The organism is Streptomyces sp., from assembly GCF_035644915.1.
Classification (GTDB): domain Bacteria; phylum Actinomycetota; class Actinomycetes; order Streptomycetales; family Streptomycetaceae; genus Streptomyces.
In genome coordinates this window covers 1-11,583 of the sequence record NZ_DASQNP010000101.1, presented here as the reverse complement: position 1 = coordinate 11,583, position 11,583 = coordinate 1, and the positions used below count along the sequence as shown (strand labels likewise).

At 74.9% G+C, this 11,583-nt stretch carries 12 protein-coding genes and 1 pseudogene; 3 read left to right on the top strand and 10 right to left on the bottom strand.

Going from position 1 to position 11,583, the window contains the following annotated elements; all coding sequences use genetic code 11:
• The first annotated feature begins 703 nt into the window (after positions 1–703).
• Together VE546_RS11965 and VE546_RS11960 are read left to right on the top strand one after the other, a co-directional pair.
• Positions 704–1,549 (top strand): hypothetical protein, encoded by an 846-nt coding sequence (locus VE546_RS11965; RefSeq protein ID WP_324921448.1) that lies wholly within the window; start codon positions 704–706, stop codon positions 1,547–1,549.
• 68 nt (positions 1,550–1,617) lie between these two features.
• Complete coding sequence (locus VE546_RS11960; protein WP_324921444.1) at positions 1,618–1,920, top strand: hypothetical protein; 303 nt, start codon at positions 1,618–1,620, stop codon at positions 1,918–1,920.
• 108 nt (positions 1,921–2,028) lie between these two features.
• Here VE546_RS11960 and der read toward each other — a convergent pair whose 3' ends face one another.
• The 5 genes from der to aroH all read right to left on the bottom strand — a co-directional run bounded on the left by der (position 2,029) and on the right by aroH (position 6,613).
• Positions 2,029–3,498: a ribosome biogenesis GTPase Der gene (gene der, locus VE546_RS11955; protein WP_324921442.1), complete on the bottom strand. Its 1,470-nt coding sequence runs from the start codon at positions 3,496–3,498 to the stop codon at positions 2,029–2,031.
• A gap of 136 nt (positions 3,499–3,634) precedes the next feature.
• Positions 3,635–4,294 carry a lysophospholipid acyltransferase family protein gene (locus tag VE546_RS11950; RefSeq protein ID WP_324921441.1) on the bottom strand — a complete coding sequence of 220 codons (660 nt, stop codon included), beginning with the start codon at positions 4,292–4,294 and terminating at the stop codon, positions 3,635–3,637.
• A gap of 8 nt (positions 4,295–4,302) precedes the next feature.
• The gene (gene cmk / locus VE546_RS11945; RefSeq protein WP_324921439.1) at positions 4,303–5,034 is read right to left on the bottom strand and encodes a (d)CMP kinase; all 732 of its coding nucleotides are present in this window, start codon (positions 5,032–5,034) and stop codon (positions 4,303–4,305) included.
• A gap of 131 nt (positions 5,035–5,165) precedes the next feature.
• Complete coding sequence (locus tag VE546_RS11940) at positions 5,166–6,254, bottom strand: prephenate dehydrogenase (RefSeq protein ID WP_324921437.1); 1,089 nt, start codon at positions 6,252–6,254, stop codon at positions 5,166–5,168.
• Positions 6,251–6,613, bottom strand: a complete 363-nt coding sequence (gene aroH, locus VE546_RS11935) for a chorismate mutase (RefSeq protein ID WP_324921435.1) — start codon at positions 6,611–6,613, stop codon at positions 6,251–6,253. The genes VE546_RS11940 and aroH overlap by 4 nt, the downstream gene beginning before the upstream one ends.
• 151 nt (positions 6,614–6,764) lie before the next feature.
• On the opposite strand from aroH, the gene VE546_RS11930 reads away from it, so the two are divergent.
• Positions 6,765–7,478 (top strand): nucleotidyltransferase domain-containing protein, encoded by a 714-nt coding sequence (locus VE546_RS11930; protein ID WP_324921433.1) that lies wholly within the window; start codon positions 6,765–6,767, stop codon positions 7,476–7,478.
• 40 nt (positions 7,479–7,518) lie between these two features.
• On the opposite strand, the gene VE546_RS11925 is transcribed toward VE546_RS11930, so the two are convergent.
• From VE546_RS11925 to VE546_RS11905, 5 genes and pseudogenes are all read right to left on the bottom strand, one after another.
• Complete coding sequence (locus tag VE546_RS11925) at positions 7,519–8,298, bottom strand: nucleotidyltransferase domain-containing protein (RefSeq protein ID WP_324921432.1); 780 nt, start codon at positions 8,296–8,298, stop codon at positions 7,519–7,521.
• Positions 8,299–8,371: 73 nt separating this feature from the next.
• A complete protein-coding gene (locus tag VE546_RS11920) occupies positions 8,372–9,406 on the bottom strand; it encodes a pseudouridine synthase (RefSeq protein WP_324921430.1) in 1,035 nt (344 codons plus the stop codon).
• 37 nt (positions 9,407–9,443) lie between these two features.
• A complete protein-coding gene (gene scpB / locus VE546_RS11915; protein ID WP_324921446.1) occupies positions 9,444–10,037 on the bottom strand; it encodes an SMC-Scp complex subunit ScpB in 594 nt (197 codons plus the stop codon).
• A 158-nt stretch (positions 10,038–10,195) separates the two neighbouring features.
• Entirely contained in the window at positions 10,196–11,242 is a 1,047-nt protein-coding gene (locus VE546_RS11910) for a segregation and condensation protein A (protein WP_324921427.1), read from the bottom strand.
• A gap of 25 nt (positions 11,243–11,267) precedes the next feature.
• A pseudogene (locus VE546_RS11905) lies at positions 11,268–11,583 on the bottom strand (hypothetical protein); the annotation flags it as partial.

The following is an 11,583-nucleotide window of genomic DNA, read 5'->3' as shown; positions in this document are numbered from 1 at the left end:
GGCGCGTCTCCGCTCTTCTTCGCCGGCGCGCACGCCGTTCCGCGCGGGTCCGTCCGCTCCCCGTCCCGGCGGACGGCGGGGCGGGCGGGCCCGGACGGGGCGGTGTGCGCGCCTTATGGGTCAGTGCGTGGCCGGCGTCGTCGCGGGGCGGCCGGCGGACGGTGCCGCCGGCCGCCCCGCGGTGCGCGGGCCCTCTGGTCGGGGGACGTCTCCAGGCTGAGGGGCGTCCCCCGGTTCTCGCGGATCTCCCTCTCGGCCGCCTCCGTGTCCTCCGGCCCGCCGGTGCCGGGCGCTCCGACGGCGTCGTCGGACGGTACCGCGTCCCCCGGGCCGGCGCGCCGCACCGGCCGGGGCCGGGAGTGCGGCGGACGGCGGGGCGGCGGGGGCGGCGGGACCGGCCCGGGGGTGGAAGCGCAGGTGCGACACCGCTCCACGCTAGGCGGGCGGGACCGCGCGACCGCCGCAACCGCGCCCGTGCGGGCGCGGTCCCCACCCGGTCGGCGGACCGGTCCGCGTCCGGTTCCGCGCCGCCGCCCCCGGGCGGTTCCGCGCCTTCCGATGGGTGGGGGGACAAGGCGGCGCGCACTCCGCCGTGCGCACCCCCCGGCGCGACCCGGCTCCCCCCGGCGCGTGACCGCGGCCCCCGGTGGCCCGTTGTGCAGGTGAACCAGAACCGAACGCCAGGAGTTCACCCGTGTCCCCCATGCTCGATGTCAGCGACGACGTCCGCGCCGAGATCGGCGACGAGGAAGCCGCCCGGCTGCTCGCCGGTGAGAGCGCCCCCGGCAGCTACGACTGCACCTCCTGCCGGGCTCCCGGCAACACCGAACAGGAACGCACCAGCACGGTGCTCTTCGTCGGCGAGGAGACGGCCGTGCTCGCCTTCGCCCACGCGAGCTGCATTCCGTCCCAGGTCGTCCCGGTCTCCGAGGAGCAGCTCCAGGACGCCGTGCGCACCATCACCGCCGACCGGCCCGGCGCCCCGGCCCACGCGTCCGAGTCCTCGGAGGCGTTCGGGGGGGCGCTCGGGGCAGCGGTCGAGCCCCCCGCCGGCCCCGGGCCCGTCACCGCCTCCCGCCCGGCCGTCCTGGGGGTGACCTGCGGTCAGGTGCTCGTCGACGACCAGCTCCATCCGGCCCTCGTCGTCGAGCCCACCGCGCCGATCGCCCGGCCCGGTTCCGACGGGCCCGGGGACGACTTCCTGCCGCTGCTGATCGAGCAGGGCTTCATGCCCGTCAACGACGTCGCCCGGGCGCCCTTCCCGGTCACCGGCTGGTCCGTGCTGCTCGCCACGGGCCGGCTCCACGCCATCCTCCAGCCGGGCATCGCGGGCGGGCAGCCGACCTCCTGGTGGCAGGCTCACCAGCCGCTGCCGGTCACCGACGACTGGCGGACGGCGGCCAACAGGACCCGCACCGTCTTCGTCTACGCCGCCCCGGTCGGCGCCATCGGCCAGCAGCCGCGCGAGGACCTGCTCCGCGACGCGCTGGAGAAGGCCGCCGCGAGCGGTGTCCTGGTGGCCGCCGCCATGCCGCTGGCGGGCACCTGAGCGCCGTCCGCCTCCGTTTCCCCCGCCCGGGCCCGCATCCGCCGGGCGGCGTGATCGTTGGCACTGATGTGCAGCCTTACGAACCTTCCCGCACCCACAACGCGCACCTCAACCGCGGCCAGATCCCGGGGATGCGCTCCCCCCACGAGCCCATGACGAGCCACTCGGCCACCCCGATCTACGACTCGCTGTACGCCGAGTACCGGCGTCTGTTCCGGGCCCTGCCCGGGGACCGGACCGGCGAGGAGGAGCTGCGGTTCACGGGCTTCGGCACCGGAACGGCCCACTGGGACGGCGGGCGGCGGGCCGGCGGCCTCCTCCCCGCCGTCCTGCCGCCCGCTCCGCGGGACGGCCACTCCTACGACCGGTGATCCCGTGCCCCCGCCCGCCGGGGCACGGCTCGCGTCACGGGGACGGCGGGCGGCCGTACCGGACCGTTCCCCGGCCGGCCGCCCCTCCCCCGCTCCCTGCCGCTCGTGCTACTTCTTGTTGCGCCCGCGCTTCTCGCGCACCCGCACCGAGATGTGGATCGGCGTCCCCTCGAAACCGAACTCCTCGCGCAGCCGCCGTTCGATGAAGCGGCGGTACCCGGCCTCCAGGAAGCCGGAGGCGAACAGGACGAAGCGCGGCGGGCGGGTGCCCGCCTGGGTCCCGAAGAGGATCCGGGGCTGCTTGCCGCCGCGGATCGGGTGGGGGTGGGCGGCGACCAGCTCGCCGAGGAAGGCGTTCAGCCGGGCGGTCGGCACGCGGGTCTCCCACCCGGCCAGGGCGGTCTCGATCGCCGGCACCAGCTTCTCCACGTGGCGCCCGGTGCGGGCCGAGACGTTCACCCGGGGCGCCCACCGCACCTGTCCCAGGTCGGTCTCGATCTCGCGCTCCAGGTAGTAGCGGCGCTCCTCGTCGAGGGTGTCCCACTTGTTGTAGGCGATGACCAGCGCGCGTCCGGCGTCGACCGCCATCGAGACGATGCGGGTGTCCTGCACGCTGATCGGTTCGCTGACGTCGATGAGGACGACCGCGACCTCGGCCTTCTCCAGGGCGGCGGCCGTCCGCAGCGAGGCGTAGTAGTCCGCGCCCTCCGTCAGGTGGACCCGGCGCCGGATGCCGGCGGTGTCCACGAACTTCCAGGTCTTGCCGCCGAGTTCGACCAGTTCGTCGACCGGGTCGCGGGTGGTGCCCGCCATTTCGTTGACGACCACCCGGTCCTCCCCCGCGATCTTGTTCAGCAGGGACGACTTGCCGACGTTCGGGCGGCCGATCAGCGCCACCCGGCGCGGGCCGCCGATCGCGGTGCCGAAGGTCTGCGGCGGTGCCTCGGGCATCACCTTGAGCACCGCGTCCAGCAGGTCGCCGGTGCCCCGGCCGTGGAGCGCGGAGACCGGGTACGGCTCGCCGAGGCCGAGCGACCACAGCATCGCGGCGTCGGCCTCGGTGGAGGGGCCGTCCACCTTGTTGGCGCACAGCACCACGGGCTTGCCCGTCCTGCGCAGCAGCTTCACCACGGCCTCGTCGGTGTCGGTCGCCCCGACGGTGGCGTCCACGACGAGGACCACCGCGTCGGCGGCCTCGATCGCGAATTCCGCCTGGGCCGCCACGGAGGCGTCGATGCCGAGGACGTCCTGTTCCCAGCCGCCGGTGTCCACCACCTTGAAGCGGCGGCCGGCCCACTCGGCCTCGTAGGTGACCCGGTCCCGGGTGACGCCCGGGCGGTCCTCCACGACGGCCTCGCGGCGGCCGATGATGCGGTTGACCAGAGTCGACTTGCCGACATTCGGGCGGCCGACGACGGCGAGGACGGGCAGCGGGCCGTGTCCGGCCTCACCGAGCGCCCCTTCGACGTCCTCGGCCTCGAACCCCTCCTGCGCGGCGAGCTCCATGAACTCCGCGTACTCGGCGTCGCCGAGCTCACCGTGCCCGTGCTCGTCGCCGACGTGGGTCTGCTCGTTCATGAAGTCCTGTCCTCGTGTTCGTGGTGTTCGTGCCCCGTGCCGGGGCCTTGTGCGGATGGCCTGCGCGGATTCCGTGCGCGGTGCCCGTGGCCGGTGCCCGGACGGGCGGCGCGGCCGCGCAGGGGTCCAGTGTCGCCTAACCGCGTCCGGTGGCGTGCCGGGCGTCGGCCAGGTGGGCCGTCAGCCGCTTCCGGATGCGTACGGTCGCCTCGTCCAGCGCCGCCCTGGTCCGTCTGCCGCTGCCGTCGCCCGCCGTGAACGGCTCGCCGAACACGACGTCGATCCGGCTGCGCAGCGGCGGCAGGGCGCGTATCGCGCGTCCCCGGGCCCCGGTGGTCCCCAGCACCGCGACCGGGACGACGGGCGCCCCCGAGCGCAGGGCGAAGTAGGCCAGGCCCGAGCGCAGCGAGGCGAAGTCGCCCTCGCCCCGGGTGCCCTCGGGGAAGATTCCCAGCACGCCGCCCCGCTCCAGCACGCCCAGCGCCCGGGTGATCGCGGTGCGGTCGGCGGTGTCCCGGTCCACCCCGACCTGGCCGATGCCGCGCAGGAACGGGTCGAGCGGACCGGTGAACGCCTCTTTCTTGATCAGGAAGTGGACCGGCCGCGGGGCGACTCCCATCAGCACCGGGCCGTCCACGATGTGCGCGTGGTTGACGGCGAGGATGAGCGGCCCGGTGGCCGGGACCCGCCAGGCGCCGAGCACCCGGGGGCGCCACAACCCCCGCACCACGACGGTGCCGATGCGGCGGCCGACCGCGGCGCCGCGCGCGCCGGGCGGGGCGCCCGTTCCGCTCACCGGACCCGTCACCTGGCCTGCTGCTTCTCTTCGATCAGGGTGACCACGCACTCGACGACCTGCTCCAGGGTCAGGTCGGTGGTGTCCACCTCGATGGCGTCGTCCGCCTTCCGCAGCGGGGAGGTCTTGCGGCCGGCGTCGGCGGCGTCCCGCTTGAGCAGCGCCTCGCGGGTCGCGTCCAGGTCGACCTGCCCGCCGCCCTGGCTCTTGAGCTCGTTGCCACGGCGGGCGGCGCGGGCCTCGGGCGAGGCGGTGAGGAAGATCTTCAGGTCGGCGTCGGGCAGGACGGTGGTGCCGATGTCCCGGCCCTCGACGACGATGCCGGTCGGCGCGCCGGCGGCGATGGCGCGCTGGAGTTCGGTGATCCGGGCGCGCACCTCGGGCACCGCGCTGACCGCGCTGACCGCGGCGGTGACCTCCTGGGTGCGGATCGGGCCGGAGGCGTCCGCGCCGTCCACGGTGATGCCGGGGTCGGCCGGGTCGGTGCCGGAGACGATCTCGGGCCGGTCCGCGGCGGCGGCCACGGCCGCGGCGTCCCGCACGTCGATGCCGTGGCTGAGCATCCACCAGGTGATCGCGCGGTACTGCGCGCCGGTGTCCAGGTAGCTCAGGCCGAGCTTCGCCGCCACGGCACGGGAGGTGCTGGACTTGCCCGTGCCGGAGGGGCCGTCGATGGCGACGATGACGGGGGCCGGGGCGTCCGGGGACACGGAGGCCGCCTGCCGGGAGGTTGCTGCCACGGTGTGGGGCACCTTTCTCGTACTTCTCGAACTGCTCGGAGCGCGGTCGGTGGGAAGCGCGGGACGCTGGTGGCGGGGCCGCTGCCGCGGTCGTCCCACCCCGCCACCAGGCTACCGGTGGTGCGGACCCCCTACTGCGGCCGGATGGCCCAGCCCCGCTCGCGCAGCGCCGCCGACAGGACGGGGGCCGCGCTGGGCTCGACCATGAGCTGGACGTGGCCCGCCTGCTGGCCGGTGGCGTGCTCGATCCGCACGTCCTCGATGTTGACCCCGGCCCGCCCGGCGTCGGCGAAGATGCGGGCCAGCTCGCCGGGGCGGTCGCTGATGAGCACGGCCACGGTCTCGTAGACGGCCGGGGCCTGCCCGTGCTTGCCCGGCACCCGGGCCCGGCCGTTGTTGCCGCGGCGCAGCACGTCCTCGATCCCGGCCGCCCCGTCGGCGCGCTTGGCCTCGTCGGCGGACTGCAGGGCGCGCAGCGCCCGTACGGTCTCCTCCAGGTCGTCCGCCACGGCGGCGAGGACGTCGGCCACGGGTCCGGGATTGGCGGACAGGATGTCGATCCACATGCCCGGGTCGGAGGCGGCGATCCGGGTCACGTCGCGGATGCCCTGGCCGCACAGCCGCACGGCCGTCTCGTCGGCGGACTCCAGCCGGGCCGCCACCAGGCTGGACACCAGTTGAGGGGTGTGCGAGACCAGGGCGACGGCCCGGTCGTGGGCGTCGGCGTCCATCACCACGGGGACGGCCCGGCACAGCGCGATGAGCTCCAGCGCGAGGTTGAGCACCTCGGTGTCGGTGACGGCGGTCGGGGTGAGCACCCAGGGGCGCCCCTCGAAGAGGTCGGCGGTGGCGGCCAGCGGGCCGGAGACCTCCCGTCCGGACATCGGGTGGGTGCCCAGGTAGGCGGTCATGTCGCACCCCAGCGCCTCGACCTCCCGGCGCGGTCCCCCCTTGACGCTGCCGACGTCGATGTAGCCCCGGGCCGCCTTCCGGCGCTGCGCGTCGGCGACGGCGGCGGGGATGTGCGCGGGCGGCACGGCCACGACGGCGAGGTCCACCGGTTCCTCGGGGGGCTGCTCGCTCCCGGCCCCCAGCGCGGCGGCGGTGCGGAGCCGGTCGGCGTCGCGGTCCTCCAGGTGCACCCGCACCCCGCGCCCGGCCAGGGCCAGCGCGACGGACGTGCCGATGAGTCCGGTGCCGATGACGAGCGCTGTCCTCACTGGGCGATGTCCTTGCGCAGAGCGGCGGCGGCACCCAGGTAGACGTGGGTGATCTCGGCCTTGGTCAGTTCGGTCTCGACGTGGGCGAGGACGCGGACCACGCGCGGCATGGCGCCGGTGACGTCCAGCTCCTGGGCGCAGATCAGCGGCACGTCCACGATGCCGAGCTTGCGGGCGGCGGCGGCCGGGAAGTCGCTGTGCAGGTCGGGGGTGGCGGTGAACCAGACGCTGATCAGGTCGTCGGCGGTCAGGGAGTTGCGCTCCAGGATGGCGGTGAGCAGCTCCGCCACCCGCTCGTCCATGTGCTCGGCCTCGTCCCGGTCCAGTTGGACGGCGCCCCGCACCGCTCGTACCGTCACCTTGCTCGCTCCCTGTGCTTCCGCGGCCGCGCTGCCCCGCGCGGCCGTACTGCCGTCCCGACCAGGGTAGGGGCGCACCGCCCCGTCCGTGTCCACCGCCCGCCCTGCGAGACGGGCGGCCGTGTCGCGGGGGCGTGCCACAATCGCGGCCGTGTCCTCTCCCGTGCCGTCCGTGCCCGCGACGCCCGTCACCCCGCACGACCTGGTGCGCGACCACACCGTCTACGCCTGTGTCATGGGCTCGCGCGCCTTCGGGCTGGCGACCCGGGACAGCGACACCGACCGGCGCGGCGTGTACGCCGCCCCGACGCCGCTGTTCTGGCGCCTGGACAAGCCCCCGGCGCACGTGGACGGCCCCGCCGAGGAGCAGTTCTCCTGGGAGCTGGAGCGCTTCTGCGAGCTGGCGCTGCGGGCCAACCCCACCGTCCTGGAGTGCCTGCACTCCCCCCTCGTCGAGTACGCCGACGCCACGGGCCGGGAACTCCTCGCGCTGCGCGGCGCCTTCCTGTCCCGGGAGGCGCACCGCACCTTCGTGAAGTACGCCGAGGGGCAGCGGCGCAGGCTGGAGACGCACCTGCGGGAGCACGGCGAGGTGCGCTGGAAGCAGGCGATGCACCTGCTGCGGCTGCTGCTCTCCTGCCGCGACCTGCTGCGCACCGGGGAGCTGGTCCTCGACGTCGGCGCCCACCGGGAGCGGCTGCTGGCGGTCAGGCGCGGGGAGGTGCCCTGGTCCGAGGTCGTCTCCCGGCTGCGCCGCCTGCGCGACGAGGTGGACGAGGCCGCCGCCCGCACCCCGCTGCCCGCCGGGCCGGACCGCGCGCGGGTGGAGGACTTCCTGGTCCGCACCCGCCGCGCCCGCACCTGAGCTGTACCGACCCAGCCGTACTCGATTGGCCCGGCCGTACCTAGCTGTACCGATCCGCGGCCTTCCGCACCCTGACGACCAGGTCGTGGAGGGCGTCGCGGCCGGAGGGCTCGTCGGGGAGCCGGGAGGCGTCCCGGGCGTCCGCCAGTACGGCGTGCAGGGCCTCGACGTCCTCGCGCACGCGCCCGGCGTCCGGCCCGCCGGGGACGGGGCCGTGCTCCGCCTCCGCCTTGGCCTCGATCAGCTCGGGGAGGTAGGAGGGCGCCTCGTCCACCGCGCCGAGGAGGGTGGGCAGGTGGGCGCACACCTCGCCGGTGCGCATCAGGTGGATGCCGGTGAGCAGCGCCCGGAAGGTGTACAGCAGCGGCTTGAGCTCCCCCGTCCTCCCGTACAGCCGCCACTGGGTGCCGGCGAAGCCCCGGTAGTGGTGGGCGTGGTGCCGGGTCAGCACGGACGGGGCGAGGGCGGCCAGTTCGGCGTGCGCTTCGGTGGTGTGGACCACCAGCGGGGAGAGGAGCTGCTCCAGGACGTAGCCGTTGCGGCGGAGCATCAGCCGGGCGAACTTGCGCAGGTCGTGGGTGACCAGGTCCATCTCGGTGCCGTCGCGGTCCCACATCCGTGAGCATGTCTCCTCTCCCTCCCGCAGCCCGATCAGGTCCTCCACGGGCAGCAGGTGGACCCCGCGCAGGTCGATGTCGGAGTCGCGGGAGGGGAAGCCGTACAGGTGCGCCCCGGAGACGGTCGCGAAGACCAGGGGGTGGCGCTCCCCGGCCAGGACGGGACGCAGGCCGGGGAGGCCTGCGGTGCTCGAGTCGGTCACGCCGCCCATCCTGGCGGGCGGCCGACGGCCCCGGCCAGGGATTTTCCGGGCCGGGGCCGGTACGGACGGCGGCCTAGAGGCCGACCTCCTTCATCAGCATGCCGACCTCGGTGTTGGTCAGGCGGCGCAGCCAGCCGGACTTCTGGTCGCCCAGGGCGATGGGGCCGAAGCGGGTGCGGACCAGCTTGTCGACCGGGAAGCCGGCCTCCGCCAGCATGCGGCGCACGATGTGCTTGCGGCCCTCGTGGAGGGAGACCTCGACGAGGTAGTTCTTGCCGGTGTTCTCCACGACCTTGAAGTGGTCGGCGCGGGCGTAGCCGTCCTCCAGCTTCACGCCCTCCTTGAGCCGCTTGCCCAGGTCGCGCGGGATGGGCCCCTGGATGGCGGCGAGGTAGGTCTTGCGGACGCCGTAGCGGGGGTGGGTGAGCCGGTGGGCCAGCTCACCGTGGTTGGTGAGCAGGATCAGGCCCTCGGTCTCGGTGTCCAGGCGGCCGACGTGGAACAGCCGGGTCTCGCGGTTCTGGACGTAGTCGCCCAGGCACGGGCGGCCCTCCGGGTCCTCCATGGAGGAGACGACGCCGACGGGCTTGTTGAGCGCGAAGAACAGGTACGACTGCGTGGCGATCGTCAGGCCGTCGACCTTGATCTCGTCCTTCTCCGGGTCCACGCGCAGGCCCTGCTCGGTGACGATCCTGCCGTTGACCTCCACGCGGCGCTGGTCGACCAGCTCCTCGCAGGCGCGGCGCGAGCCCATTCCGGCACGGGCCAGGACCTTCTGCAGCCGCTCGCCCTCGGGCTCGCCGAAGGTCTTGGGCAGCTTGACCGGCGGCTTGCTGTGCCGGGCGCGGTTGCGCTCCTCCAACTGGGCCTCGTACTCGCGGGGACGCGCCGGAGCGGACCGCTGCTTGCGTCCGCCGCCCTTGGCACCCGTCTTGGCACCTGTCTTGGGGTTGTTCCCCGGTCCCTTGGGCTTGCCGGGCTTCCCTCCGGTGCCCACGTCGTAACGGCGCTCCTCGGGGCGGGGACGACCCGCGCGCCTCTGCCTGTCGTCGCGGCTGTTGCCCGCGCCCCGGTAGTTCCGGTTGCTGTTCCTGCCGCTGCTTCGCATCAAGTTTCCGTCTAACTGTCTCTACGTCGGGCTGTCTCTACGTGGGGGCGCCGCCGCCGTCGTCCACGTCGAACGACGGCACGCCCTCCTGGCTCTCGGCCTCGACCGCGTCCGCCTCGGGGAGGAAGGGCGCCAGCTCCGGAAGTTCGTCCAGGCCGCGCAGGCCCATCCGTTCCAGGAAGTAGTTCGTCGTCCTGTACAGGATCGCACCTGTCTCGGGTTCCGTGCCCGCCTCCTCGATCAGACCGCGCTGGAGGAGGGTGCGCATGACCCCGTCGCAGTTCACGCCACGCACGGCCGAGACCCGGGAGCGGCTGACCGGCTGGCGGTACGCGACCACGGCCAGGGTCTCCAGGGCGGCCTGGGTGAGCCGGGCCTGCTGGCCGTCCAGGACGAAGCCCTCGACCGCGTCGGCGTACTCGGGACGGGTGTAGAACCGCCAGCCGCCCGCGACCGGCCGCAGGTCGAAGCCGCGGCCCTGCCGGGTGTACTCCTCGGACAGCTCGCGCAGCGCCACGGCGACCGCGCGGCGGGGGCGCTGGAGGACCTTGGCGAGGTGCTCCTCGGTGACCGGCTCGTCGACGACCATCAGGACCGCCTCCAGGGCGGGCTTGAGGTCCAGTTCGGCCACGGTGGAGGCGCCGGCGGGCGGACGGGGCCGCTCCGGCTCCGCCGGTCCCTTCCGTCGCCGCGCCGTCCCGCGGTCCGTGCCGGCGCCCTCCTCCGGGGCCGGGCCCGTGTCCCGGCCCGTGTCCGGGGTCTTGTCCGGAGCCTTGTCCGGGTCCGCGTTCACTCCTGGCCGTCCTTCCCGTCGCCGTTCCCCCTGCGGTCCCCCGCGTCGAACTCGTCGGTGACCAGCGGCCGGGTGTCCTCCCCGCCGCTCCAGCGCACGGTGAGCGTACCCAGGGCCTCCTCCTGGTCGAGGACGACCGCCCGCTCCCGGTACAACTCCAGCAGCGCCAGGAAGCGGGCGACGACGGTGAGGGTGTCGGGCGCGTCCTCGGCGAGTTCCGCGAAGGTGGCCTCGCCCCTCTCCCGCAGCAGCGCCACCACGATCCCGGCCTGCTCGCGCACGCTGACCAGCGGGGCGTGGATGTGGTCGACGTACACCTGCGGTTCCGGTCTGGGCTGCATCGCCTTCACCGCCAGCCGGGCGAGGCCCTCGGGGCCGATGCCGATGACGACCTCGGGCAGCAGCTCGGCGTGGTGCGGCTCCAGCCCCACCGTACGGGGGTGGCAGCGGGCCTCGGCGGCCATGCGGTCGCCGAGGATGGCGGCGACCTGCTTGTACGCGCGGTACTGCAGCAGCCGGGCGAAGAGCAGGTCGCGCGCCTCCAGCAGGGCGAGGTCGGCCTCGTCCTCCACCTCGGCGGCGGGCAGCAGCCGCGCGGCCTTGAGGTCGAGCAGGGTGGCGGCGACGACCAGGAACTCGGTGGCCTGGTCGAGGTCCCAGTCCGGGCCCATGGCGCGGATGTGGGCCATGAACTCGTCGGTGACCTTCGACAGGGCCACCTCGGTGACGTCCAGCTTGTGCTTGGCGATGAGCTGGAGGAGGAGGTCGAAGGGCCCCTCGAAGTTGTCCAGGACGACCTTGAAGCGGCCGTCGTCCGGCTCGCCCGCCGTCTCCCCGCTCCCGGCGCCGGTGCCAGTCCCAGTGCCGGTGGCGGAGTCCGGGGTCTTCTCCGCCTCCGCCGGAGCCTGGGTGCCGGACTCGGGCGCGGGCTCCGGTGCGGGCCCGGGGGGCGGGGCCGGGGCGTCCGGTGCCGTCCCCGGCCCCCGGCCCAGAGGGCGGCGGGAGGGCCGGGGGTTCGGCACGGGGGCGTCGGCGGTCGGCATCGCGGGCAGGCTACCGCCCGGCGGGTCAGCGACCGCGCAGGCGGCGTACCAGGATGCTCGCGTCGCCGCGCGACTCCAGGTCGGCGAGGACCACGGCGACCGCCTCGCGGACGATCCGGCCGCGGTCCACGGCCAGGCCGTGCTCGCCGCGGAGCACCAGCCGGGCGTGTTCGAGGTCCATCAGCTCCTCGGCGGAGACGTAGACCGTGATCTTCTCGTCGTGGCGCTCGCGGCCGCTGGGGCGCCGGGGGGCCGCCCGGCCGCGCCGGTGCGGGGCCGCGCCGCCCGCGCCCCGGCCCCTGGCCTGGCCCCGGGTGCCCGCGGCGGGCTGGGCCGGGGAG